The 25,847-nt window shown below is 60.8% G+C and carries 24 protein-coding genes and 1 pseudogene; 6 read left to right on the forward strand and 19 right to left on the reverse strand.

All coding sequences use genetic code 11. From position 1 onward, the window contains the following. The 5 genes from XW59_RS18175 to XW59_RS18195 form a co-directional block, all read right to left on the reverse strand. The gene (locus tag XW59_RS18175) at positions 1–879 is read right to left on the reverse strand and encodes a branched-chain amino acid ABC transporter permease (protein ID WP_047146787.1); all 879 of its coding nucleotides are present in this window, start codon (positions 877–879) and stop codon (positions 1–3) included. A gap of 106 nt (positions 880–985) precedes the next feature. Beyond that, positions 986–1,840: a sugar phosphate isomerase/epimerase gene (locus tag XW59_RS18180; RefSeq protein WP_206077722.1), complete on the reverse strand. Its 855-nt coding sequence runs from the start codon at positions 1,838–1,840 to the stop codon at positions 986–988. 29 nt (positions 1,841–1,869) lie between these two features. Next, entirely contained in the window at positions 1,870–3,057 is a 1,188-nt protein-coding gene (locus XW59_RS18185) for a multidrug effflux MFS transporter (RefSeq protein WP_170990178.1), read from the reverse strand. A gap of 294 nt (positions 3,058–3,351) precedes the next feature. Beyond that, positions 3,352–4,359: an SMP-30/gluconolactonase/LRE family protein gene (locus XW59_RS18190; protein WP_082137675.1), complete on the reverse strand. Its 1,008-nt coding sequence runs from the start codon at positions 4,357–4,359 to the stop codon at positions 3,352–3,354. Between the two features lie 157 nt (positions 4,360–4,516). Beyond that, positions 4,517–5,428, reverse strand: a complete 912-nt coding sequence (locus tag XW59_RS18195) for a LysR family transcriptional regulator (RefSeq protein WP_047146790.1) — start codon at positions 5,426–5,428, stop codon at positions 4,517–4,519. 111 nt (positions 5,429–5,539) lie between these two features. Between XW59_RS18195 and XW59_RS18200 the strand changes: the two genes are divergently transcribed. The 4 genes from XW59_RS18200 to XW59_RS18215 all read left to right on the forward strand — a co-directional run bounded on the left by XW59_RS18200 (position 5,540) and on the right by XW59_RS18215 (position 10,718). Further along, a complete protein-coding gene (locus tag XW59_RS18200; RefSeq protein ID WP_047146791.1) occupies positions 5,540–6,694 on the forward strand; it encodes an acetyl-CoA C-acetyltransferase in 1,155 nt (384 codons plus the stop codon). A 233-nt stretch (positions 6,695–6,927) separates the two neighbouring features. Continuing rightward, positions 6,928–8,364, forward strand: a complete 1,437-nt coding sequence (locus XW59_RS18205; RefSeq protein ID WP_047146792.1) for an NAD(P)/FAD-dependent oxidoreductase — start codon at positions 6,928–6,930, stop codon at positions 8,362–8,364. Positions 8,365–8,446: 82 nt separating this feature from the next. Continuing rightward, entirely contained in the window at positions 8,447–9,046 is a 600-nt protein-coding gene (locus tag XW59_RS18210; protein WP_052958244.1) for a LysE family transporter, read from the forward strand. Between the two features lie 88 nt (positions 9,047–9,134). Continuing rightward, positions 9,135–10,718: a FadD3 family acyl-CoA ligase gene (locus XW59_RS18215; RefSeq protein ID WP_047146793.1), complete on the forward strand. Its 1,584-nt coding sequence runs from the start codon at positions 9,135–9,137 to the stop codon at positions 10,716–10,718. Here the strand turns inward: XW59_RS18215 and XW59_RS29665 are convergent. Further along, complete coding sequence (locus XW59_RS29665) at positions 10,715–11,023, reverse strand: hypothetical protein (protein WP_246666130.1); 309 nt, start codon at positions 11,021–11,023, stop codon at positions 10,715–10,717. The two genes, XW59_RS18215 and XW59_RS29665, sit on opposite strands and share 4 nt — an antisense overlap. 37 nt (positions 11,024–11,060) lie before the next feature. On the opposite strand from XW59_RS29665, the gene XW59_RS29670 reads away from it, so the two are divergent. Further along, a complete protein-coding gene (locus XW59_RS29670) occupies positions 11,061–11,183 on the forward strand; it encodes a transposase (RefSeq protein ID WP_246666131.1) in 123 nt (40 codons plus the stop codon). Between the two features lie 195 nt (positions 11,184–11,378). On the opposite strand, the gene XW59_RS18230 is transcribed toward XW59_RS29670, so the two are convergent. The 8 genes and pseudogenes from XW59_RS18230 to XW59_RS18260 all read right to left on the reverse strand — a co-directional run bounded on the left by XW59_RS18230 (position 11,379) and on the right by XW59_RS18260 (position 18,209). Next, positions 11,379–12,236 (reverse strand): amidohydrolase family protein, encoded by an 858-nt coding sequence (locus XW59_RS18230; protein WP_170990179.1) that lies wholly within the window; start codon positions 12,234–12,236, stop codon positions 11,379–11,381. 10 nt (positions 12,237–12,246) lie between these two features. Then, on the reverse strand, positions 12,247–13,242 hold the full coding sequence (locus tag XW59_RS29870; protein ID WP_348639324.1) for a branched-chain amino acid ABC transporter permease: 996 nt from the start codon (positions 13,240–13,242) through the stop codon (positions 12,247–12,249). A gap of 66 nt (positions 13,243–13,308) precedes the next feature. Further along, positions 13,309–14,214: pseudogene (locus XW59_RS29875) on the reverse strand (branched-chain amino acid ABC transporter permease); the annotation flags it as partial. 3 nt (positions 14,215–14,217) lie between these two features. Beyond that, positions 14,218–14,931 (reverse strand): ABC transporter ATP-binding protein, encoded by a 714-nt coding sequence (locus XW59_RS18240; RefSeq protein ID WP_246666132.1) that lies wholly within the window; start codon positions 14,929–14,931, stop codon positions 14,218–14,220. Continuing rightward, on the reverse strand, positions 14,924–15,730 hold the full coding sequence (locus tag XW59_RS18245) for an ABC transporter ATP-binding protein (protein WP_047146798.1): 807 nt from the start codon (positions 15,728–15,730) through the stop codon (positions 14,924–14,926). The genes XW59_RS18240 and XW59_RS18245 overlap by 8 nt, the downstream gene beginning before the upstream one ends. Then, the gene (locus tag XW59_RS18250; RefSeq protein WP_047146799.1) at positions 15,727–16,488 is read right to left on the reverse strand and encodes an SDR family oxidoreductase; all 762 of its coding nucleotides are present in this window, start codon (positions 16,486–16,488) and stop codon (positions 15,727–15,729) included. The genes XW59_RS18245 and XW59_RS18250 overlap by 4 nt, the downstream gene beginning before the upstream one ends. 60 nt (positions 16,489–16,548) lie before the next feature. Beyond that, positions 16,549–17,748: an ABC transporter substrate-binding protein gene (locus XW59_RS18255; RefSeq protein ID WP_047146800.1), complete on the reverse strand. Its 1,200-nt coding sequence runs from the start codon at positions 17,746–17,748 to the stop codon at positions 16,549–16,551. Between the two features lie 62 nt (positions 17,749–17,810). Continuing rightward, positions 17,811–18,209, reverse strand: coding sequence for a cupin domain-containing protein (locus XW59_RS18260; protein ID WP_052958245.1), 399 nt, complete (start codon positions 18,207–18,209; stop codon positions 17,811–17,813). Positions 18,210–18,402: 193 nt separating this feature from the next. Between XW59_RS18260 and XW59_RS18265 the strand changes: the two genes are divergently transcribed. Next, positions 18,403–19,344 carry a LysR family transcriptional regulator gene (locus tag XW59_RS18265; RefSeq protein WP_047146801.1) on the forward strand — a complete coding sequence of 314 codons (942 nt, stop codon included), beginning with the start codon at positions 18,403–18,405 and terminating at the stop codon, positions 19,342–19,344. Here the strand turns inward: XW59_RS18265 and XW59_RS18270 are convergent. From XW59_RS18270 to XW59_RS18290, 5 genes are all read right to left on the reverse strand, one after another. Further along, entirely contained in the window at positions 19,323–20,390 is a 1,068-nt protein-coding gene (locus XW59_RS18270) for an amidohydrolase family protein (protein WP_047146802.1), read from the reverse strand. The genes XW59_RS18265 and XW59_RS18270 overlap by 22 nt on opposite strands. Continuing rightward, positions 20,387–21,175, reverse strand: coding sequence for a hypothetical protein (locus XW59_RS18275; protein ID WP_082137678.1), 789 nt, complete (start codon positions 21,173–21,175; stop codon positions 20,387–20,389). Before XW59_RS18275 ends, XW59_RS18270 begins: the two co-directional genes overlap by 4 nt. 293 nt (positions 21,176–21,468) lie before the next feature. Continuing rightward, complete coding sequence (locus tag XW59_RS18280) at positions 21,469–22,881, reverse strand: AMP-binding protein (RefSeq protein WP_047146803.1); 1,413 nt, start codon at positions 22,879–22,881, stop codon at positions 21,469–21,471. 106 nt (positions 22,882–22,987) lie between these two features. Beyond that, positions 22,988–24,715, reverse strand: a complete 1,728-nt coding sequence (locus XW59_RS18285) for an iron ABC transporter permease (RefSeq protein ID WP_052958247.1) — start codon at positions 24,713–24,715, stop codon at positions 22,988–22,990. Further along, positions 24,712–25,821, reverse strand: a complete 1,110-nt coding sequence (locus tag XW59_RS18290; RefSeq protein ID WP_047146804.1) for an ABC transporter ATP-binding protein — start codon at positions 25,819–25,821, stop codon at positions 24,712–24,714. Before XW59_RS18290 ends, XW59_RS18285 begins: the two co-directional genes overlap by 4 nt. Between the last annotated feature and the right edge of the window lie 26 nt (positions 25,822–25,847).

The following is a 25,847-nucleotide window of genomic DNA, read 5'->3' on the forward strand; positions in this document are numbered from 1 at the left end:
TTACACCTGCCTTGCCGAAGTGCGGCCGAACAGACCCTGAGGCCGGATCATCAGGATGGTCACCAGGATCAGCAGAGAAGCCATGTCCTGATAGGCACCGCCGATCTGGTACGCGGTCAGCATCATCACTACGCCGACCAGCGGGCCGCCGATGAGAGTTCCCAGATTGCTGCCCAGTCCGCCTACCACGACGGCCACGAACCCGTTGAGCACGTAGCGCAGGGCGGCGTCGGGACTGATGGAGATCACCGGTGCGACGAGAAAGCCTGCCGTGCCGACCAAAAGGCCGGAGATGGCGAAGGACACGAGTTGGAGACGACGGACCGGAAGCCCGGCGGCACGGGCCGCGTCAAAATCCTGCGAAAGCGCGCTGATCGCAAGGCCGACGAAGGTCCGCGTCATGAACAGCCGCAGCGCGATGTACCAGAAGATCAGCGCCCCGATTGCCAGCGCATAGGCGCCGGGCGTCCTGACGCCGAGGATGCGGAACGGCGGAACGACGCCCTGTACCGAATAGGCGAAAGGCCCCTGGGTGATGAGCATGAGCGCGCCCAGTATCACCGACACAGCCACGGTGGAGATGATCCACGAGTCCTGCTCGACCGAAGAGCGCAGCGGTATCAGCGTGATCCAGCCCTGGAAGGCCGAGAACAACGCGATCAGACCACCTGCAACCAGAAGCATGAGGACCCACCACCCCAGCCCCACGCCGTTGGCGAGGAAGAAGGCAAAGAAGCCACCCATGATGAGCAGGTTGCCCTGCGCGAAGTTCAGAATGCGGGTCGCGCCGAACGTGACGTTGAAACTCATCGCGATCAGGGCGAATATCGACCCGATCGCGATGCCCCGCACGACGATGATGAATACCTCGCTAAGCATGCTTCCTCCCGGTTGCGGGCCGGTCTTCCGCCATCGCCCATTTTGTTCCAATGGCTCTGCAGGCGGTCGCCTGCATCGGCTGAACAGACTATTGCTGTCAGCCGGCCTATGCCTCTTTTTTCTGTGCGAGGAGTTCCCTTACCCCCGCGATCGAGAAGCTCGCGGCCGTGGCCGCGTCCATCGCGGCCAGTTCCTGCGAAATGATTTCCACGCTCAGCGGCGCCGTCGTTCCCGTCGAGGCCACCGTGGCCAGGAAGGCCGCGAGGTCGAAGCTGCCCTTGCCGCATGCCCTGCGGTTCAGCGTGTCCTCTACCAGCGAACCGCGGATTTCCGCGTCCGCGTCGTTGATCTGCACGTCCAGGATGCGGTCGCCGGGGATGCGCCCGATCTCGGCGAGCGGCACTCCGCCACGAAACACATGCCAGCAATCGATCACCAGCCCTGCATTGGGGCAGTCGCCGATCATGTCCATCGCGGCATCCACGTCTGGCGCATCACTCCACGGCACGATCTCCAGCGCAACCGACAATCCGTGATCCATCGCTCGCGCCGTCAGTTCACGAAAACGTGCGCGCATCGTTTCGCGCGGCAGGTCTCTTCCTGCAAAATCCGATCCGACATTCAGCGTGTGCGCCCCAAACGCCTGCGCGGCCCGGTATGCGGTCGCCTCGTCATCGCGCGACTGTGCTCCCGCCTCGCCTTCCAGAAACCATTCGAGCAGGAACTCGACCGAATGGCATCTGAGGCCATGCCGTTCCAGAATTGCCACGAGGAAGGCGTCGTCATGCCCCTGCGCCCGCAGTGCGCGGTAGTCGCGCAGGTGCAGGCAGAGCCCGTCATAGTCGGCCTGCCTCAATGCCGTGGCGCGCGCCTCGAAGCCGTGCCTTGCCGGCACCGGCCCGCCGGGCATCACTCCGCTGATCGTGTGCGAACTGCATAGGATCGCCGGCTTCCAGACCATCGCTGCCTCCTGCTTGCGAGCCTGCACGGTCATGCGGCGTCAGGCGAATTGGCCTGCTGCTTCAACCACAGGCGATAAGAGATCGCGGCAAGTGCCGCCATGACAAGATTGACTGTCGCCAACCCCACAGCCGGGTTGCTGAAGGGCGTGATCGCGACCGAGGCCAGCAGTCCCATGCCCATCGTGGTGAACCCCGTCAGCGCCGATGCCGCCCCTGCCTTTTCGGGGAAGGAAACAAGGCTGGCCGTATGCATCCCCGGAAGCACGAAGGCGTTGGAAAACAGCATCATGGCCACGGGCACCGCGACGCCGGCAAGGCTCAGCGGGAAGATCGTCAGCGAGAGCGCGAGAGCGATGGTGCTGACCATAAGACCGCCGACGCCGAAGCGGGCCAGCCTGAAGGCGTCCCATCGGGGCGCGGCGAGCCGCAAGCCTAGCGCGCCCAGGACATAGCCCCCGGACACGCACAACATCACCACGCCGAACGCGGTGGCGCTGTAGCCCAATTGGCCGATGACGATGAAAGATAGCACCGTCGACTGTGCATAGAAGGTTGCGACCGCGCTGGCGACGGTCAGCATCGCCCAGACATAGTAGGGATGACGGACGATGCTCGCATAGTCGCGCATCACCCCGCCCATCCCTCCCGCATCGGCGCGCGGCGGTCGGGTCTCGTGCAGCAGAAGCTGGACCAGAAGCAGGCTGACGCCGCCCAGCAGCACCATCAGGATCAGCGGTGCACGCCAGCCGGCGACCAGCATAGACAGCCCGCCGATGGCCGGCGCGATGGCGGGTCCGACACCGAGCAGGATCGCCGACAGGTTGAGCACGCGCGCGGAAGCTTCGCCGACAAACAGATCGCGCACGATCGCGCGCCCGACGACCATCCCTGCCGCCGCGCCGATGCCCTGCATCAACCGGTACAGCGTGAACAGTTCGATGTTGAACGTGGTGACTGCGCCGATCGACCCGGCAAGATAGAGCGCCATGAAGGCCAGCGTCACCGGCTTGCGGCCGAACCGGTCGGCCAGCGGCCCGCTGACGAGCTGAGCGCCCGCGAAACCTGCAAAATACACCGAAAGGGTGAGCTTGACGGCGGCGTCGTTGGCCGCGAATGCCTCGCCCAGTTCTGGCATCGCCGGCGTATAGAGCGCGAGTGACAGCGGCCCCAGCCCGCCGACAAGTGCAGCCAGCCAAGATGTTCTGCGCTCGCTCATTGCGGGCTTCGGCATGGGTGTCATTCGGCGCTCACTCCGGCGGGAAGCACCGCCATCTCACGATCCCGACCAAGCGCCATCGTCTGTTGAGATTAGATCAAGTTGTGCGGAGCCTTCGGGCATCCGGCGCCGGTAACGCCGGATGCGGGTCGGCGAGATTATTGATGTGCGCCCGAGCGCCGTGACGTGTTTGAACAGGCCGGTCGGGATCGGCGCCGCCGGCTGGCCTCGTGTGTCGCGGGCTCAGAACCTGCCAGTCCCAGCCGGATCATTCCACGCGTGATGAAGAACGCCTCACCAAAGCTGGTCCGTGAGCTTTGCGCAGGCAATGGAATTGGCCTGGCTTGCCGGCAAATGCTTGAAGAAATTGAGGTTCGTCACGCAAATCTCGCCATTGCCGAAGGCTATGCTCGCGGGCGCACCCAATGGTGCTTGCAAGGGGTTACCCAGCTGCTGTCGCTTCTTTGCATCGGCGCTTACTTTCCAGACCTCGCTGCGCGTTGTCTCTGTCAGGTAGAAATTGCCCTTCTCGTCGACTTCCAGGCCATCCATGTTGTCATAGCCGAATGCCAGCATCTCGGCCTTGCCGGCCGTACCGTCGTCGTTGATGGGTACCTTGACCAACATCGGAATGCCGCCGGTTACCCCGAAAAGCGACTTGCCATCTGCGGCAAGCGCGATGCCGTTGACACCCACCGGATATCCACTGAGCGAACGATCGCCTGGGCTGAACAGCGGATCCTTCGACCAGATCTCTGCGCTTTTCTGACCGGGGTCGATCTTCCAGATCGCCTGGAGGCTGAGATCCGACAGATAGATATTTCCATCGGGCGCCACGACCGGATCGTCGGGAAAGCAGAAGGGATATCCATCCGCCCGGGTCACCACCGCTTCGACCTGGCCCGTCGAAATGGTCACCTTGTAGAGACCGGATTTCGTGACGGTGGCATCGCCACATCCCTCAACGGCAAGGTCGGCTTTTGCCGGCCACGGGAACCGCTTGGAGTATTCTGAGAACGCGACATAGAGATGGTCGTTGCCATCCCAATCGATTCCCACGGTGCTTCCCTTGGCGTCACCGATCACCGTTCGCAGATCGGCGATCTTGGTCGGCTTTCCATCATTGGAAACCTTCATGATCGCCGCGGAATGGAACAGGCTGACATAGAAGTTGCCATTTCCATCCCCGATGAGGCCTTCCGGCGCATCATCGAACTGGGCAAAAATGCGCCAGTCTGCTGCCATGGCCTGCGTGACAAGAGCCGATGCAAAAAATGTAATTAGCGCGCTAAGACGCAACATTACTCTCTCCCATAAGTGGATTACTGGCCCCGCTCAATATTGGATGAGCGACACTTTCCACCTGCATCGTCTGTTCGGACTAACGATGCGAGTTGGCTTTTTGAACTGGCTGCACCGGTCTCTGGCTGAATAATTTTCGTCTTCGTCGAACGTGTCCTTAGATCGTTTCGGCGAATTTCCAGCGCTCGTCCGCTGCCCTTTCCCTGGCAAAGACCAGTAGGTCTTCGGCAACCTGGCTGACGGCTGCGGAGTGGACGCGATAGCGGTTGACCGCCAGCGCCCATGTGACCTCGAACCCCTGGATGGCAGCCATGGAAACTTCGTCGTCGCGCCTGTGTTCGTAGATGGATGAGTAGGGCAGCATCGTGTAGCCAACGCCGGCGCGGGCAAGCTCGTAGCAAAGGGCCACGGATTCGACCTCGACCACGGTGCTGATCGACAGGTTTCCAGCGCCAAGTTTCTGCTCGAGATAGCGTCGGATCGGATTGCCTGTTTCCGGCAGCACCAGCTTGTGGCGGGCCACGAAATCTGGCGACACCAGGCCCGCAAGATCAAGGTCTTTGTTCGCCGCACCCACCAGCATCATCGGCTCGCGTATGAGCGGTGTCATGGTGAAACGCTGCGTTCTTGGCTGCAACGCCGTGATGGCCACGTCCAGAGTGCGCCTCTGCATCCACACTTCCAGCGCGTTGGATACGATCTCGGTGACCCTCAAAGTGTAGAGCGGATGCTCGCGAGCGACTTTCTCAAGGAATGGAATGGCCAGCAGGCGATTGAGCGACGACGGCAGCGCCAGAGATACCGAGGTAGAGCGCTCTTGGGCAATCTCCTCCTTCACGAGCATGACCTCGCGCAGCAGCTGCGGCGCCCGTCCCGCGAGCAGCAGGCCGGCTTCCGTCAGTTTTGTGCCGGTGGTGTCGCGTGAGAACAGAGGCGCGCCGATTTCTTCCTCGAGCAGCGCAATCTTTCGCGACAGCGAAGGTTGGGAAAGGTTCAGATCCGCTGCCGCGCGGTTCATGCTGCCGAATTCGGCAACGCGAAGAAAATATTCCAGAAGTCTGAGATCCATGCCGCACCGCTATTCAGAAAACGATGAACCGATATGACAATTATAGGAATAGTGAGGGATCAATCTTCGCGATAGCCTTCGCGCAACTTGATCCACAGGACCTGCCGTAAGATGCCTGAAGCCTACATCATTGACGCCGTCCGCACGCCAGTCGGGCGCAAGAAAGGCGCGTTGTCCCAGGTCCATCCGGCCGACCTAGGCGCTTATCCCATCAAAGAACTGATCAAGCGCACCGGTATCGATCCGGCGAGCGTCGACGATGTGATTTTCGGCTGCACCGAAACACTCGGGCCCCAGGCCGGCGACATTGCCCGCACATGCTGGCTCGTCGCCGGATTTCCAGACCAAGTGCCCGGCGTGACCGTGGACAGACAGTGCGGTTCGTCGCAGCAGGCCATCCATTTCGCGGCGCAGGCTGTGATGAGTGGAACCCAGGATCTAGTGGTTGCGGGCGGGGTCCAGAATCTGAACCTGATCCCGATGGGGGCTGCGATGTCGGTCGGGACGCAGTTCGGCTTTTCTGACCCGTTTGCCAGTTCGTCCGGCTGGAGCGCACGTTACGGCAGCGAGGAGGTCAGTCAATTCAGGGCCGCCGAGATGATCGCGCAAAGATGGGATTGTAGTCGCGAGGACATGGAGGTCTTCGCCCTTGAGAGCCACCGGCGAGCCATCGATGCCATCGATCGTAATCTCTACCAATCTGAGATCGTTCCTGTCGGAGATTTCCTGGTCGATGAAGCACCTCGGCGTGACACCAGCCTGGAAAAGATGGCCGCGCTGAAGCCCTTGCGTCCGGGAGGCCGGATACATGCCGGAGTCGCCAGCCAGAACACAGACGCAGCAGCATCCATACTGATCGCTTCCGAACAGGCAGTGAAGGACCACGGGCTAAGGCCCCGTGCCCGTATCCATCACATGTCGGTTCTCGGCGCCGATCCCGTATGGATGCTGACTGCACCCATTCCCGCCACGAGGCGTGCCCTCGCCAGGACCGGCTTGCGCATAGATGACATTGATCTGTTCGAATGCAACGAGGCCTTCGCATCCATTCCGATGGCCTGGATGCGCGAGCTCGGCGTCACGCATGACAAGGTCAATGTCAATGGCGGCGCGATAGCACTTGGCCATCCGCTTGGCGCGACCGGAGCACGCATCATGACGTCGATGCTGAACGAACTGGAACGACGCAACGGTAAGTTCGCCCTGCAAACAATGTGCGAGGGCGGAGGGCAGTCGAATGTAACGATTATAGAGAGATTGAACTAGTAAATTAATAATTTTCTTATTTTTATCCGATCTCAATCGGATCGGAAAGGTATTTATTTTACTTTAATTGGTAATTTCTACGTAATTTTAATATATCGTCCAAGTAGACGATGCAGTTAAGCTGTAAATCATCATTTTGATCAAGGGCATCCATACAAATCGAGGTCGATCAGGAGACTATTTGTACCTGCCCATATCCACATCTGGCCTCGTCAATCGCATAGGAGACCTTGATGATTTCAAAGACAACGGACGTGCTTGTCATCGGCGGCGGGCCAGCTGGCTCAACCGTCTCGACAATTCTCGCACGACAAGGAATCAAGACGACGGTTTTGGAGAGGGACGTCTTCCCCAGATACCACATTGGCGAATCCCTTCTTGCATCGCTGATGCCCATGCTGGACGCCATCGGCGCAAGCGAGAAGATGAAGAGACATGGGTTTGTCGAAAAGCCCGGCGGTTACTTCAACTGGGGCAACGAGAAATGGTCGTTTCGCTTCGACGAGATCGAAGGAGCACCAAAGCACTCATATCAGGTCAAGCGATCGGAATTCGACAAGTTGCTGCTCGACCATGCGGCGGAGAATGGCGCCGCCGTCCACCAGAATGTCAAGGTCAGCAGCATCCACTTCGAGAACGGTCGTGCGGTCTCGGCAAGCTACCTCGATCGCACCTCGGAAACCAAGGGCGACATTGCCTTCAAATACCTCGTTGATTGTTCGGGACGAAGCGGCGTGATCGCCAACGAATATGCCAAGGACCGGCATTTCCACAACGTCTTCAAGAACGTCGCCACATGGTCTTACTGGACGGGAACGAACCTCAATTATGATGCCCTCCCCGCTGGATCGACCCGTATCATCTCAGTCGAGGCAGGTTGGATCTGGTTCATCCCGCTCAATGACGGCACCGTCAGCGTCGGCACGGTCATAACCCGTGACCAACTGCGCAAGGAGCGTGAAGCAGGACGAGATGCCGAGCAGGTCTACGACCAACTGCTTGCCGACAATGACGAAGCCCGCATCATCCTGAAGGATGCCAAGCGCACCGACATCAAGATGGAGACAGACTACTCCTACACGTCGGAGCGTTTCACCGGTCCGGGCTATTTCATGTGCGGGGACGCTGCCTGTTTCCTCGATCCGTTGCTGTCCAGCGGCGTGCATCTTGCCATGGTGTCAGGTCTGGTTGCGGGAGCCTCGCTCGCCAGCATCCTCAAGGGCAAAGTCGACGAAGCGCGCGCGGTCAACTTCTTTGAGACGAGCTATCGGCAAGCCTATCTGCGCTTCCTGATGATGGTCTCGTCCTTCTATGACCTCAACCGGGGGCAGGCCGGGTATTTCTGGGAAGCCCAGCGGCTTACCTCGAAGGACTATACCGACCAGGACATGAAGAAGGCCTTTGTCAGCATCGTGTCGGGTGGTGCTGACTACAGTGAATTCAGGGATGGTCAGTATGGCGAGATCGTCGCCAAGAAAGTGGCCGAGAAAATCCGGCAGGGCGTCGACATGCGCCGTAACGCCGGACAGTTCGGTGATGAGACCAAGCGTGAGAACATGCAGTTCATGGATGCTCTCAATGGCCTGCAGTTCCTGCAGGCGAATGCTGCCATCGACGGGCTCTATGTAGTGACCCAGCCTGACGTCATGCTGGCTCAGACGGCCGCCTGACAAGAAGGTCGTGGGCCGGCCTTGTGCCCGGCCCACGACCAGAGCAACCCCGTAATGTCCGCTGGATTCGCGAGATTGGACGATGGAAAACTGGCTTGCATTTTCAGCGGCGGCAATAGCACTGCTCTTCGTTCCAGGCCCGACCAACACGCTGATCGCTACGAATGGCGCGCTTCTCGGCTGGAGAATGGCAAGTCGGTTTTTGCCAGCCGAGGTCACGGGCTATCTCGTGGGCATCACCGGTTGGGCACTCGGGCTTGCGATCGCCTCTCGCTACGTTCATTCGGCATCATCCGTGGCAGCTATTGCCGCCTCAGCCGCTCTCCTCTTTTCGGCCCGCAAACTTTGGACATGGAATGCCGGACGGCAGACCCGCGTTTCGTCGCGGGCCAGAGACGTTTTCGTCGTGACCTTGTCCAATCCCAAGGCGCTGCTGTTTGCATTGACGATCATGCCGCATCTGCGCCAAGGCGATTTCTTTGCGGCACTCCCCTATTTGCTTTGGCTGTCGCTGCTGATCCTCGCGATGGGATTCATCTGGACTATGATCGGGGCGGGTATCGCCCAACGGTTCCAACGCTTTGCCTCGTCGCACCTGTTTGCGCGGGTCGGTGCTGCCGTGCTGGTTTTCTTCGCGACTTCGTTGTTCGTGACGACCCTTTTACGAGCTTTCGAGCTGTGATCGCCCACTGATCTTCAGAGGATTTTTCAACCGCAACCGGTCGCCCAATCGAGGCGGCTGGGGCTTCTATCGTGCATGAGGCAGCCAAATGATCATCGAAGACGCCGATTGGGATTTCACGACGATACCTGCGCTTTGCGCGCGTGCGGCCGAGGTCTATGGCACGTACACGGCTGTCGAGGACGGCATCTCGCTGAATTTCATCGAGCTCGATGCCATTCGCAGGCGTGTCACCAAGGCGATGATCGCCGCTGGCATCCAGAAGGGCGACCGCGTCATGATCTGGGCGCCCAACAGCTGGAAATGGTTTGCGACGGCGCTTGGCCTGGTCAGTGCCGGCGCTGTTCTGATCCCGGCTAGCACCCGCTTCAAGGGCGCCGAGATGGCCGACCTCGTCGAGCGAAGCGGCACTTCGGTCCTGTTTTCGGTCGGTGACTTCCTGGGAACCTATTATCCCGATCAACTGCGGCCGCAGACGCGCGCACTGCTGCGCGAGGTGGTCGTCATCGGCGATCCCCGCAATGGCGATCGCGACTGGGACGGTTTCGTCGCTGCCGGCGACGCCATCAGCGATGCGCAACTGGCTGCGCGCGAGGCCTCGGTGGGGCCTGACGATCTGTGCGACATCCTCTTCACCTCGGGTACTACGGGCTATCCGAAGGGGGTGATGTATGCCCATCGCCAATGCCTCAGGGCGATCGACGCCTGGGCGACGCGCGTCGGCATTCGACAACACGATCGCATCCTCGTCATTCCGCCTCTCTTTCATGTCTTCGGTTATCGTGCCGGGGCCATGGCGGCCCTCATGCGAGGGGCAGTCTTCGTGCCCCATCTCGCCTTCGACAGCGGCAGAATCCTCGAGCGCGTCGCAGCAGCGAAGATCAGTGTCATCCCAGGCCCGCCCACGATTTTCCAGGCCATGCTCCAGCATCCGCAACTGGAAAGCTTCGACATCACCAGCTTGCGCCTGGCGATAACGGGAAGCACCACCATTCCGCCTATCCTGGTCCGCCGCATTCGATCCGACCTCAAAGTGCCGGGGGTGGTAACGGGCTATGGCCTGACCGAATGCGGCGGCTACGGCACCATGTGTCGGTCCGACGATCCCGATGAAGTCATCGCCAACACCGCGGGAAAGCCTTCACCAGGGGTCGCTGTCCGCATCATGGACGGCGGCGGCCGCTTCTTGTCTGAGGGCAAGCCGGGCGAAGTGGTCGTCCGCGGCTATATTGTCATGAAGGGCTATTTCAACGACCCCGAGGCGACGGCAAAGACCATCGATGCCCAGGGCTGGCTGCACACCGGCGATATCGGCTACATCGATGTCGACGGCAACCTGCGCATCGAGGATCGGCTCAAGGATATGTACATCACCGGAGGCTTCAACTGCTATCCGGCCGAGATCGAGCGCATCCTCAGTGAACATCCTGCCATCGGGATCGCTGCGGTCATCGGCGTACCCGACGAACGGCTGGGCGAGGTCGGCAAGGCCTATATCGTCTTGCGGCCGGGCACCAGTGCGACCGAGAAGGAGATCATCGACTGGTCACGCGTCAACATGGCCAACTACAAGTGCCCGCGCAGTGTCGAGATCCGCTCCTTCCTGCCCACGAGCGCGCAGGGCAAGGTGCAGAAGAACCTTTTGCGTGAGAACATCTTCCAGGGCACTTAACCGGATGGATGTTTATCTGTCTCCGCGCACAGAATGGGCGGCTCCCGGTCGCTCGGCGATCGCGCCGATACTATGAGCTGTAGACCGGTTTGGGCGCCGGACGCGCGACAACGAATTCCTTGATCGGTCGCCGAACTCAGCAGTTCCCCAGCGGCTGCCTTTGTCAAATTCAGGTCCATCGTTCCAGCCAACGCAACCCGGATCTTGCCGCCGATAAGCTTGAAGACCTGGCCGGTCACATCTTCGATTTCCGGAACGCGCAGCGGTTCATATTCAACAAGATCGGCAAGCGACCGATCAGCCAATCGCTGGTATTCGCCGTTACCGTTGTTGCGCCATATGATGGCTCCCGCCGCCGAGACATTTATAAAGGGCCGTAACTTCGCAGCTTGGCTGGGACTGACGCCTTTGCAGCGATCGACCGGAGACAGGCAGAAGCTCGCAACGGCATCAAAAGATGGGTGAGCGAACGCTGCTGGCTTCTAATTATCGGTGCGAGCGCCGTCATCAAAGAGGTGTCGCGCCGCGGAAAACCCAAGGGATCAGGTTCGCCCGCGGCGGGACGAGTTCGGCACGAATGGCTGAGCCGAACTCGCTGTTGGCGGTGGCGTCAGCGCCGCTTCGCCGACGGTTCGGCATGCAGCTTCCGGGCTGGCGCCGTCAGAGCCGGTAGATGCGCGTTGCATTGCCGCCGAAGAATAGTTGGCGTTCGTCTTCGCTGGCCGCCGCGAAAATCGTCACCATCGTCTCGTACCATCGCAGGAATCCGCCGCCGGAGATCTGTACAGGCGTGTCACTGCCGAACAGGATACGGCGCGGGCCAAATGCCTGGGCCAGAACCTCGACGATGGGCGACACGGTCTCGGTGTCCCAGCCTGCCGGGAGATGAACCGGCAGGCCCGAAACCTTGCAGACGACATGATCGCGCTCTGCCAAGGCCCGCATCGACCGCTTCCACAGTGCATGCGCCTCGTCTTCGAGCGGGGGATTGGCCATGTGATTGATCACCAACGGGATATCGGAACATCTGTCGGCCAGCGTGATAACATTCGAAAGGTCCGCCGGGCCGCAAGCGATGTCGAAGCACCAGTCATAATGCCTCAGCAGCTGGATACCTTCGATGAATGCCGGGCGGACGCAGAAGTCGGGATCGCTCTGGAAGGGTGCCCGCACCACACGACGAATACCCCGGATCAAATCTATCTGGGCCAAGCGATCCAACTCTTCGGCAACCGCGGCGCCACGTTCGATCCTGGCCTGGGCGACGATGCCGGCGATCTCAGGCAGGCCGGTCGCGAAGGACGCGAGCCATAGAGCTTCGTCGAAGGCCTGGTCGTCGCGTGCTGCCGCCTCGATCAGTATGACCTTCGCGACCTTCGCGTCGCCGATCTGGATACGGTAGTCGACATCGGTGAAGCGGCGATCGACATCGGGTCTTCGCGCCAGCCAGGGATAATGGAAGCGCCCCGGTTCCATGAAATGGGCGTGGGTCTCGACGATATCCTGCGGCGTGGTCACAAGCATTCTCCTATTCGCTGGCCGTGCCATTCGCGACAGGCGCTGCCTTTGCCGCCTTGCCGGCATTGGGTGGACGGGCAGCAAGAGCACTGAACCTCTGCAGCTTTCGCCACAGACCTGCCAACGCGCCGGCGATGCCTGAACGCAAGAACAAGATGCACAGGACGAAGATCGCGCCCTGGATGACGTGCACCCAGCTTCCATAGGACGCCAGATAGTCCTGGATCGTCACCAGCGCAGCAGCGCCTAGGATTGGCCCCAACAGCGTACCGATACCCCCGATCAGCACCATCAGCAGAACGTCGCCCGACGTCGTCCACGATACGTCCACCAGGGTCGCCATTTGGAAGACGATCGCCTTGGTACCGCCAGCCAGGCCGGAGATCGCGGCAGAGATGATGAAGGCGAGCAGTTTGAATTGACTGGTATTGTAGCCCAATGAGATCACCCGCGCCTCGTTCTCGCGGATCGCCTTCAGTATCTCACCGAAAGGCGAGTTGATCGTGCGATGGATGACGGCGAAACCCATGAGAAAGATCGCCAGCACGAAAGCGTAGAGAACCGGCGTGCTGGCGAGGTCGAACATGCCGAACAGCTTGCCGCGCGGCACAGCCTGAATCCCATCCTCACCATTCGTCCAAGGGGCTTGAACCGCGTAGAAATAGACGATCTGCGCAAGCGCGAGCGTGATCATTGCGAAGTACAGTCCCTGACGTCTTATCGCCAGGACGCCTATAACGGCGCCGAGCATCGTGGCAGCGCCCATTCCCGCCAGGATCGCGAGTTCGGGCGACAGCCCCCATTCCTTGGCGGCGTATGCGGTCACATAGGCAGCCGAACCGAAGAACGCGGCATGGCCAAAGCCGAGCAGGCCGACGAAGCCGAACAGCAGGTTATAGGCGCAGGCCAGCAACGCGAAGCACAACAGCTTCATCAAGAACAGCGGATAGACAACGAACGGCGCCACGATACCCGCCAGTGCCAACAGTGCAAGAAAACGGCCCATGCCCCAACAGGCGACGGAGTGGTGCAAACCAATCGAGACCGCACCTGCGCCCGCATGGACGACACCGGCATCCTTGCCGAACAACCCGGCAGGCCGCAGCAGCAGCACCAGCGCCATGATGACGAAAATCGTGGTGGCGGACGCTTCGGGATAGAAGGTCTTCGTCAACCCCTCGATCACACCGAGCATGAAACCGCTGACGATCGCACCGAGGATCGAACCCATGCCGCCAATCACCACGATCGCGAAGATCACGACGATTATGTTTTGCCCCATCTGTGGATTGAACTGGTAGATGGGAACCGCCAGCACACCGGCCAGCCCTGCAAGCGCTACGCCGAAACCATAGGTCAATGTCAGCAATCGGGGTACGTCGATGCCGAAGGCCTGGACCAGTACCGGGTTCTCCGTTGCCGCGCGCAGATGTGCGCCCAGCCGGGTGCGCTCGATCAACAGCCAGGTCCCGACGCAGATGACGAGGGATGCCCCGATGACCCACAGCCGGTAGAAGGGGAGATACACGAAGCCGAGCCGCATGCCGCCGCTCAGAAATGCCGGCGTCTCGTAAGATGCACCGGTCGAACCGAACATGATCCGGAACAGACCTTCGATGACCAGAGCGAGGCCAACGGTGAGCAACAGCCCGTATGCGTGGTCGAGCCGATAAGTGCGTCGGATGAACAAGCGCTCGAGGACCATGCCGCTCGAGCCGACGAGAAGCGGCACGATCAGGAGCGCCCAGCCATAGCCGATCGAAGGCAGCCCCAACCCGGGAAACAAAGCCGGTAGATTGAGAAGGAACCACGCACCGAACGCGCCCAGCATGTATTGGGCGCCGTGCACGAAATTGGCTATGCGCAACAGGCCGAAGATGACGGCGACGCCCAGCGACAAGGTCGCATAGAACGCGCCGTTGATCAGTCCGATCAGGACCTGCCCAACCAGAAGCGAGGTGGAAATACCGAGCTCCATATTTCATACACCCAAATAGGTTTCGATCTGGCCACGCCGGGTGGTCAGTTCACTGTTCGACAACATGTCGATGACTTTGCCGTGCTCGACCACGTAGTGGCGATCAGCCAGTTTCGAAGCGAAGCGAACGTTCTGTTCGACGAGCAGGATCGTGTAGTCGCGCTCGCGCAGCAATCTGAACATCCGCGAAATCTGTTGAACGATTGCCGGGGCCAGGCCCTCCGTCGGCTCGTCAAGCAGCAACAGCTTGGCGCCAGTGCGCAGGATACGAGCGATCGCCAGCATCTGCTGCTCGCCACCGGACAGCTTACTGGCCTGGGCGTGGCGCCGTTCGGCGAGGTTCGGGAAAAGAGTGAACAGCTCGGCCACGGCCATCCCGTTGCTCGATACTTTGACAGGGAGCATCAGGTTCTCTTCAACCGAGAGAGAAGCGAAAATACCGCGTTCCTCGGGGCAGTAGCCGATACCACGCCTGGCGATCTGGTTGGAACGCAAGGCGAGCAGATCCCTCCCGCCATGTTCGATCCTGCCCCTCACCTTGTCCAGCATGCCCATGATGGCGCGTAGCGTCGTGGTCTTGCCGGCACCGTTGCGCCCCACCAGTGTGGCGACCTCGCCCCGCGCGACGCGGAAGGTCATGCCGTGAAGGACGTGGCTCTCACCGTACCAGGCCTCCAGATCGCGTATGTCGAGTGCCGACGGAGTTGTATCAGTCATCATCGCCTCCGAGGTAGGCCTCGATGACAGCGGGCTGCGTGGCGACATGACGATAGGTGCCCTCGGCGATGACCTTACCGCGCGCCAGCACCGTGATCGTGTCGGAGAGCTTTTCGACGACCGACAGATTGTGCTCGACCAGCAGCGTAGTGCGGCCATGTGAGACCTGCTTCACGAGTGCCGAGATACGGTCGACATCCTCGCGACCGAGGCCCGCCATGGGTTCGTCGAGCAGCAGCAATGCTGGATCGAGCGCCAGTGTCGTGGCGAGCTCGAGAATGCGCTTGCGGCCATAGGACAATTCCCCCGCGAGACGGTCCGCCATGCCGGTAAGATTGACCCGCTCCAGCAATTCGTCCGCTCGCTCGTCCAGCCGTGCGAGCGAAGTTTTCGGGCGCCAGAACTGGAAGTGCGTGCCCAGTGGACGCTGCAAGGCAATCCGAACATTTTCGCGAACGCTCAGATGCGGAAAGATCGCCGATATCTGAAACGAACGTGCGATGCCTTTGCGAGCGATCGCGTAGGGCTTTTGCCGCGTGACGTCTTCGCCCTTGAACAGGATGGTGCCGCCGCTCGGCTCGATGAATTTGGTCAGCAGGTTGAAGACCGTGGTCTTGCCGGCTCCGTTCGGCCCGATCAACGCATGGATAGTGCCGGCCTTGATCGTGAGATCGATCCCGCTGACGGCGATGAAACCCCTGAACTCCTTGGTCAGCGCATGCGCCTCGAGCAGGTTCACGTCCGCGGCGATAGATCCGGCGGACCGCTTGCCGCCAGACGGCGTGGACGAGACGTTCATGACATGGTGACGCCGCTGTCGACCGGCAGGATATGGCCGGTGATCATCCGCGACTCCTCGCAGGCAAGAAACAACGCTGCATGGGCCACGTCGAGCGGCTCGAGGAAGCCGAGCAGATGGCGGTCGCCCAGGACCGCCGGGATTGCCCCCTCATCGATGCGCCTGACCAGCCGTTCGGTGCGGGTGATGCCGGGCGCTAGGGCATTCACGCGGATCCCGTGCGGCGCATAATGCACCGCCATCGATCGCGTTAGCGAGACGATAGCGCCCTTGGCGGAGACATAGCAGTCGGTGGCCGGCGCCGGCTTACCCATCAATGCGACGAGAGATGTCGTGTTGATGACCGAACCTCCGCCGGCCTTGATCAACTCGGGTATTCCGAAACGGCAGGTGAGGAAGGTGCCATAAAGATCGCGGTTGATGGCGTGCCAGAAAACGTCGAGATCGACTGCGGTGACCGGACCGTCCTTCGGACTGGTGCCTCCGACATTGTTGTAGAGCACGTCGAGGCGTCCGAATTCCGCGACCGCCGTGGCGACCGCCATACGAACGCTTTCGGGATCCGTAACATCGGTTTCCACGAAGGTTGCCCGGCCACCCTGCGCGGCAACGTGGCGAGCCGTCTCTCGGCCGGCCTCGACATCGATTTCGGCCACGACGACCGCGGCGCCTTCCCGGGAGAACAGCTCTGCCGTTTGACGGCCTATGCCGCTCCCGGCCCCGGTGATCAACGCTACCTTGTTTTCCAACCGTTCCAATGTGACCTCTTTGTCGCTGAGCCCTGCCCTGTGACAGTCGCCGGTTGCCGATCGTCACGACTATTTGAGGAGCGGACATTCGCTTTCGGCGACCGGTCGGAATGCCAGATCTCCCGGCACGGCGGCGACGATCTTATAAAGATCCCACTCGCCCTCGGATTCCTCAGGCGTCTTGACCTGCGCCAGATACATTTCCTTGATCAGGCGGCCGTCCTGGCGCAGCTTGCCGTCCTTGGCATAGACGTCGTTGACCGGCAGTTCCTTCATCTTGGCAACGACCGCAGCTCCGCTTTCGTCCGAGCCAAGTGCCTGGACGGCTTCCAGATAGTGTCTGGTCATCGAATAGGTGGCGACTTGCACGCGCGAGGGCATCTTCCCGCGAGCCTTCATGAAACGATCGGCGAAGGCACGGGTTTCGTCGCTCTGATCCCAATACCAGGCTTCAGTGAGATAAAGACCGCCCAGGACCTTGGTTCCGATCTTGTAGGCGTCGAGCAGTTCGACGCTGAGCCCGACAAGCTTCATCTGGTCGTTCAGCCCGAATTCAACCGCCTGGCGGACGGCATTCTGGAGATCCAGTCCGCCGGTGGCAAAGGCCAGCGTGTCGGCGCCCGAGCCTCCAGCTTGAAGCAGGAAGGATGAGAAGTCTGCGGTATTGAACGGGAAACGGATCGCTCCGATCCAGTTTGCACCGTTGGTCTTGGCGATGGCTGCGGCGTCACGTTCCATCGAGTGGCCGAGCGCGTAGTCGACGGTCAATGCGAACCAGTTCTTCAGTCCACGCTCGATCAGGGGACGGACGGCGACGGCCGCGAAAGAATATGTGTCGGGGGCGAACTGGACGCTATTGGGCGTGCAATCCTTGCCGGTGATGTCGGAGCTGACTGCTCCACTTAGGTAGACCCTGTCCGTATCGCGCGCCAGCGCCGCCATGGCGATCGCAATCGCCGAGTTGGGCGCATCGACAATGACATCGACCTTCTCCTGGTCGATCCAGCGACGCGCGATCGTCATCGAAACGTCAGGCTTGTTCTGAAAATCGGCACTGACGATCTCGATCGGCACCCCGTTGATGGTGCCACCGAATTCTTCGACGGCCATCTTGACCGCTTCCACGCTGCTTTGTCCGGAATTGTCGGCATAGACGCTGCTGAAGTCGGTCAGGACGCCCAGTTTGATGACGTCGCTGCTCATCGCGGCGGCGGCTGGCATCGACGTGCTCATCAGCAGGCCGGCGAGCCCCGATGACAATTTCCTCATGATCTTCCTCCCCGATAGTCTTCTGGTTTGATGGCGACGGCGCTCCTCCCGCGCCGCTGCAATCAGGTTTCGACTGTTTCGAACTGCCCGGGCATGCTGATGCACAACACTTCAAGATCGTCGGAATAGTCGAGGACTTCATGCTCGATCGATGGCGGCTGAAGCCAGCTGTCGTTGCGATGTACAGTGACTTCCCCCTGGCCCTCGATGCTCATGCGTTGCCATCCGTTGAGCACATAGAAGAACTGGAAATCGGCGTGATGCCGGTGTGCTCCGGGCAAGGTGTCGGGTTCGCACGGTCGCGCGGCGCGCACGACATGCGCGATGGCCATGCCGTTGGTGGCCTTGAGTACCCCGAGATCGCGTTTAAGCAGATAGGCACGCTCACTGGTCGGTCTGAATTCCGCTTCGTCGTAATGGCTGACGACGAAGTCCTGTTTCCTTCCTTCCATATTGCTCATACGGCGCTCGCTTCCTTGGCGGACGCCCAAAGCCACTGCCACGCCGAAGCGTTACCCTGGAACATATGCGCTCTCTCCATAGATTTTAGATGGCGGCACCCTACACGCCCCAGCGCCAGCCTATCCAATAGAGAGTTTCGTGGCGTACCATCTCGATTTTTGATATCTCTGGTCGCAGCTCGGGAGAAACGCCTTGGACCTGAAGCAACTGAGATACTTTGTGAGGGTCGCCGAACTGGCCAGTTTCACCCGCGCCGCTGCCGAGATCCATATCGCGCAATCGGCACTGAGCTATCATGTCGGCACGCTCGAGGCAGAGCTAGGCGTCAGTTTGCTTGACCGCCACAGCCGCGGCGTGACCCTCACGGAAGCGGGGCGTTCGGTGCTCGCCCATGCACATCGGGTCCTGCAGGAGGCCAACGACCTCAAGGCCGATGCCTTCTCGCACACACGGTTTCCATCGGGGCACATCATGTTCGCCGCGCCACCGTCCATCGCCCGGACGCTGGCGCCGCCCGTCATCGAGCGATTTCGCGCCGAACATCCTCAGGTCCGTCTGACAATGCGCGAGGAGACAATCAACGTCATCCATGGTTGGCTGCTGACGGAAGAGATCGACCTGGGAGTGGTGTTCGACCCGCCCACCCTTCCAACGGTCGAGCCCGAATTGCTGCTGGTCGACCAGTTGCATCTCGTCGGATCGAACCGGACCGCCCTTCCCGGGCATCTCTCCGTGTCGGAACTCGCAACCCTGCCGCTGGTGCTGACCACGACCTCCTACGGATGGCGCCGCCGGCTGGAACGCGCTCTCCAGGAGTACGATCTGAAGCCGACCATTCGCGCGGAGATCGATTCACTCTCGGTGATCAAAGAGCTGGTGATACGCGGGTTCGGCTACACTGTATTGCCGCAATCGGCCATTTCGCAGGAACTTCGCAACGGCGAGCTGCGGAGCTTGCCGATCGACGGGCTGAAGGTCGAAACCAGCCTGATGATGGTGCGCCTCAAGCGGCGGACGCTAACCTTGGCCGCAGAGACCCTCTGCGCCATGATCCGGGCCGAAGCATCGCGCTTGACCTCGATACCATCGGGCATCGCCTCGGTGGAAATGTCTCAGCCTGCGGCGATGCCATAGACCTGTGCAGCCGTGCCGGACAACAGGAACCGTCGTTCCTCCTTGCCGTAACCCGCGCATAGCTTCTTGAAGGCGTTCCACAATACCACATAGCCGACCATGGACTTGTCGACCGGAAAATTGCTTTCGAACATGCATCTATCTGGCCCGAAAGCCTGAATGCTGGTTTCGACGTAAGGACGCCAGGCCCGCACCAATTCGTCGGAGGATGGCGGGCGCGGTCTGCGATCGAACTCGAAGCCGGCATAGCGCATTGCGAGGCCACCCAGTTTCACGACGACGTTCGGCACGCTGGCCAGTTCCGCGACCTTCGCGGCCCAAGCCGGAAACAACTCATCACGCCGGCCGTAATACGGCCCTACCCCAAGCGGACCCGCCGTGTGATTTATGACGAAGCGCACCGAAGGAAATGCGCGCGCCAAGGCTGCAGCCTCGTCCATCTGATGATAGAACGACCAGACGTCGACTGAGAGACCCAACCTTCCCACACATGCGATCGCGTCACGAGTTTCGGCCCTCGTCATTATCCCCGCTGGCGTCGCCAGGATGTTAACATCGGGTGAAGCGTCCCATGCGGTTCGACCGCGCACGCCCTTCAACCGGCTGCCCGAGGCAGCCAGTTGAGCCTCCAGCACCGGCTCGACCCAATGGCCGAGCGTGTAGTCGATCGAGCCGACAATCGCCGCGCAGGCGCGCGTGTCGCCGTGGCGTCTCTTTTCACATTGGACAGCGATGGCGGTGGCGAATTCGACTTCGCCGACACGACGAAACGCTTCCGGCCCAGACGCCCTGTACATGGCACCGCACTCGACGAACACCGTAGCGGCGACGGCATGGCCCGTGTCCGTGTCGGCGAGCAGTTCATCCAAGAGGTAGCGCCTTTCCGGTGGATCCCACAAATGGTGATGTGCGTCGATGACAGGAAGATCGGGCTCGACAACAGCCTCCCTGCCGAGTGTCAGCCACTGCGGACGTGCAGCAAGGTGCGCCGCTTGCACCGCCGGGTCCGACTGCTCGTTCCTGCGACCCGTATCCGAGGTGGTCATCGAACGCGCTGTCCGGCACAGGGGCCTGGCGCATCGTCAAAGGCGCCGTCGATAATCACGCCGTTGCGCTCGGCCACAGCCCTGTGCACCGAATCCATGCCGAGAACCGGCGTGTCGGGTGGCAATTCCTCAAGGCGCCGACTGATGGTTTCGGGCGAAAATTCCGGATGACCGGCGGCGCCTATGGCTAGGGCAATTTCGCCGACCCAATGACGAGGAACGACGACCAGCCCCTCGGCATCGCCGATGACGACGTCCCCTGGGCACACCACCGCGCCACCGCAGGCGACCGGCACATTGACCTCCCCGAAACCGGATGCGGTGCTGCCGGATCGGGGCGTGAAGCCGCGCGCCATGACCGGCAGGCCGAGTTGGCGAAACTCGCCGACGTCGCGGATCACGCCGTCAACGACCAACCCCGAAACGCCACGCTTTACCATGTGCATGGCGATGACGCCGCCGAGCACGGCACGGGACGTCTCTCCATGCGCATTGGCGACAATGACATCGCCAGGCTTGGCGACTGAAATAGCGGCGCGCAGCAGCAGCCCGTCGCCCGGTGTCAGATCGACGGTGATCGCCGAACCGAAGATGCGGCCCATCGGGGTGTACAAGGCATGAATGCCCCCATCGACAACGCCCCTGCCGCGCGTGACGTCGGACACGTCGCTGCTGCTGGCACTGGAAAGGGCTGCCAACTCAGCCTGCGACGCCCGATGGATTTGCTCGTAGATACGCAGGCCCAATACGCAGCCACCACGTAACGTCGAATTCACTTGCGCCATATCTTGATCCCTTAACGGAGGATGCGGCCAGCTGGCAAGCAGGTGCGATCGAGGCTGGTATCGGTCAGCTATCTCTACGGCACGAATGACAGCCAGCGCTACATCGCATTGGTGAAGTTGAAACCTTCGTGAACGTCATCGATCGGTTGCCTGTTTGCGGTCTCGGCCCTCAAAAATGCAGATGACTGGTTCTCAGTGACGGCGATGCGGTTGGAGTTTGGCGACGTCCCTGGATCATAATGTAACGATCCGCACATCAATATGGATTGGATGATCGAGCCGACAACCACTCTTTAATGCCTCAGGTCGAGCAGCCGGCGCACCTTGTCCTTACCCAAACGCGTGAATTCCGCCAGAGCCCCAGGATCGACAATCTCCACGTCCACCTTTACTCCGAGATCCTTATAGAGAGCCTGGCGCATCGCGGCCTCGAGGGCCACTGAATCAACGTCCCGCGACTTCCTTTCGATCCGCACGATCATTTCTTCACGGCGGGCCAGCCCTTCGCCCACATAATGGACCACGCAAATATACTCGCCAGACGTATGATCGTCCTTGGTAATGGCATTCTGGCATGCGAGCGGATAGACATTGGTGCCGCGCAGCTTGACCATCTCGTCCGCCCGACCGAGGAATGTCGACAGCTTGCGCGAGACGATGCCGGACTCAGACTCCTCGCGATCGCTCATGATCATGAGGTCCCGCAGGTCGTATCTGATGATGGGCGGAACCGACCGATGAAGGCTCGTCGCAACCAGATTGCCACGCTGCCCATAGGGCAAAGGCAGTCCCGTGTCCGTATCGACGATCTGCACATAGCATGTGTCTTCGTTGATGTGCTTGCCTTTGCGTTCACGTCCTTCAAACGCGATCAGGCCGATCTCGTGGGTTCCGTAATTGTCGTAGACCGGACAACCCCATGCTGCCTCCAGCTTCGCGCGGAAATGCCCGTCGACGTCGGGGCCGAGAAAAGAGAACATGAAGCGCGTCTTCAACTGATGGAGATCGAAGCCGTTCTCTTCCGCCACCTGAGCGAGTCGCCCGATGTATTCGCCCCGCGCGAACCACCAGTCGATGCCCCACTCGCGCGCATATTCCAGCTTGCGCATGCTGGGCGTCACGACGCCGCTGCCGGTCGTCACCGGCACACACCCCATCCAATGGAAAAGCGCATTGAAGGCGTTCCAGCCCGCATTCGCAAGCGAGTTCGTATAGGTCAGTTGCACGACGTCGCCCGGCCGCGCGCCCTGCTCGAAGTAGGCCCGCGCCATCTGGACGCCCTGAACTTCCCATGCAATCGGATCGAAAAGGGTGGGGCGCGGCATTCCAGTGGTGCCGCCGCTGGTTTGGATTTTCAGCGGCATCGTGCCAAACGCGGAGCGGTCGAAGCGATAATGGTCGCCAAAGGGGGGCGACGATTGAAGCGCCTCCTTCAGATCATCACTGTTGAAGATCGGGATACGGTCTATGTGTTCCAGCCGCGTGACGTCTCCCCTGTCCAGACCCGCCGCGCTCCAGCGCCGCTTATAGAACGGGACGTCCCAGGCTTCGGCCACGCGATCGAGGAAACGACGCTCCTGCAACGCATGCATCGCGTCTGCGGAAAGGCGGCCGACCGTCGTGTGGAAGTGGGGCGGTGGTGGATAATCCGCAATGAATTTGTCCCAGTCCAGCGACTTGCAGTAGTAGGGGATGCTGAAGGTCATCGATCTTCCAGTTGATTTTTCGGTGGGCGACCAACACCCTCCTCAAAAGACTTTCTTTCGGCATAAAACGTCCGAAAGGACTAAGGCTGAAATGACGAGCGCCACATCAACCGCGCGATGAAGCTCGGCCGATCCACACCTGCACGGGAACGACCACGCACAGCAGCGCTACGACGAGCAGCATCGACAGCGCCGCTGCGCCAGGAAGGTCAGGTACGTCCCAAAGAGTCCACGTTACCGTCGAGATAACCATGTTGCGATTGGTCATGAGAAGCAGCGGAATGGTGAGATCTCGGGCACTGTGCGCCAGCACCCATACCCATCCGTTCAGCACCTGCGGCCAGACGAGGGGGATCACGATGCGCAGGAGCGTCGTCCACCAGCCCGCCCCGCTTACCATCGCCGCATCGGACAGCTCCCTGTGCAACTGGACGAATGCGCTCGACATGGTTCGCGTCGCGAACGCCAAGTATATGGTGATGTGTCCGACGATGAGGATGGCTACCGACCCATAAAGAGGCGTCCGCAAGTAGAGAAGAAGTATGGCCATCGCCATGACGATGGGCGGGATGGCCATCGGCGAGAACGAGAGCATGTCGAGCGCGCGTGACATCCAGCCGGTTCCGCGGGCGGAGAGCCATGCGACGATACAGGCGAGCGCCATCGTGGCCAGGCTGCTGGCCAGCACAAGCACTACCGTGTTGACGATCGCCTCCTGCACAGCCGTCCTGCCGATCACCTGCGTGTAGGTCGACAGAGAAAAGCGAGACAAGGCGGCAACGGAGGGGGGCTCGTAGAAACTCAGAAAGCTCGTCCAGGCCAGGATCAGCAGCGGCATGACCATAATGAACATCAGCAAGAACGCACTCGCCGCTGCCGGCCACCTCCATGAGCCGAGTCGCGCCATTCGAGGTCGGAACGCCTTGCCAGTGACCACCTTGTATCTTTCGCCCGCGCCGACGACCCTGAAGTAGAGCAGCATCAGCATCAACGCGATCGCCAGCAGGAGAATGCCGAAGGCTGCGGACAGGCCATAATTAGGCACGCCGACATCCGGTGACGACAGCAGGTAAATGCGTGTGCTCAGCACCGGGATTCGAGCTGTCAGGCCGACGATGAGAGGAAGCTCGAATGTTTGCACCACAGCGATGAAGACATAGATCGCTACCGATAACAGGCCCGGCATCAGCAACGGTATGAGGATGCGGCGCGTGACCGACATCCGCGTTCCGCCATGCACATAGCCGGCGCTTTCCAATTGGCTGTCCATATTGCGGAACAGTCCGCCGATCATGACGAAGGCCGTAGGTGTCACACTGACGCCCGTTATGAAAACCAGCGCCCACATCGAATAGATGGTGAGCGGTCCGGGCTTGCCGGCGAATTGGGTCCAGATGCCGTTGAGCACACCGCTGCCGGGGTTCAGGAGCAGTATCCATCCGAACCCCAGGATGATCGGTGGCACTGCCATCCAGGTGAACATCGCCACCCGTATCGCGATGCGTCCCGGCATATCGGTGCGTTCCACGAGCCAGGCCAGCCAGATCGCGAAGAGAAGGCCAAGCGCGATGCTGCCGGATGCGTAGATCGCGGTGTTGAGCAGCAGCGAGGGGACTTCCGGATCGCTGAGGATCTGGACGAAATTCTGGCCGGTAAAGGTCCAACTGTCGAACGGAAAACTGTCCGGCGGAAGAAATGCGGTGCGCAGCAGGATCAACAACGGGCCGATGATCAAGGCAGCCAGCCCGACGAGCGCCAGTGCCTGCGGCAGCGTTGACGGACCTGTTCGAAGCGCCGGTCGTCGGCCGATGCCTTGTTCGCGCAACTCGGTCATACCCGATCCCGCGCCACGACGACGCAGCGCTGGTAAGGAATACTCAGACTGATCCTGCTGCCTACGGATATCGTGTCATAAGGACCGGCTACAATCCGCAGGATAACGCCGGCAATGGCCACATCGAGCTCGACATGGTCGCCGAGGAAGCTACGCGACACCACGTGCCCCTCGAATCGGTTCTCGGCGTCGACACCGCCCAGGACGAATGCCTGCGGTCGAATGATGCATAGGACCTCGTCGCCGAGCGAAACGTTGGGATTCGCGACCGCCACGAGCTCGCCCATGGGAGCTGCCAACCGCTGAAGTGTCCTGCCGTTGCTCGTTTCCGTTCCGGTGACTTTCACCTCGACCGTATTGCTGCGGCCGATGAAGTTCGCGACGAACGCATTGCGCGGCGAGAAATAGATCTGTTCGGGCTGTCCGATCTGCATGATCCGACCCTGATCGATGATCGCGATACGGTCGGCCATGCCCATGGCTTCCACCTGATCATGGGTGACGAAGATCGTCGTGATGCCAAGCTCCTTTACCATCGCCCGCAGTTCCTCGCGCATCGCGTCGCGCAGGCGTGCGTCGAGATTACTGAGCGGTTCGTCGAGAAGCAGCAACCGAGGTTCGTGAACGATGGCGCGCGCGATTGCGACACGCTGCTGCTGTCCTCCGCTCAGATGCGGTGCCGGCCGGTTCGCGAAAGCTGCGAGCTTTACCCGCTCGAGCGCCGCCATGACTCGCCGCCTCAGTTCCTCCCCCGAGGCGCGCTTGCGCCCGTGCCTCAGCGGGAAAGCGACGTTGTCGAAGACCGTCATATGCGGCCAGATGGCATAGGACTGGAAGACCATGCCGAGATGACGCTGGGCGGCCGGTATGAACTGGCCGGCCACCGCATCAAACACGGTCTTGTCGCCGATGACGATGTCTCCGCTGGTCGGCATCTCGAGACCAGCGATCGACTGCAAAATGGTGGTCTTGCCGCAGCCGCTCGGGCCGAGTAACGCAAAGAACTCTCCTTGCTCGACCTTGAGATCGACGCCTCGCAGCGCATCGACGGGTTGTGCCCCGCCGCGCGCCGGATAGACCTTCGTCAGGTTTTTGATCGATAGCATGGCTTATAGGGAGCGGCTGTCTTTGC

The sequence above is a fragment of the Aquamicrobium sp. LC103 genome (genome assembly GCF_001014615.2).
In the GTDB taxonomy this organism is placed as follows: domain Bacteria; phylum Pseudomonadota; class Alphaproteobacteria; order Rhizobiales; family Rhizobiaceae; genus LBCQ02.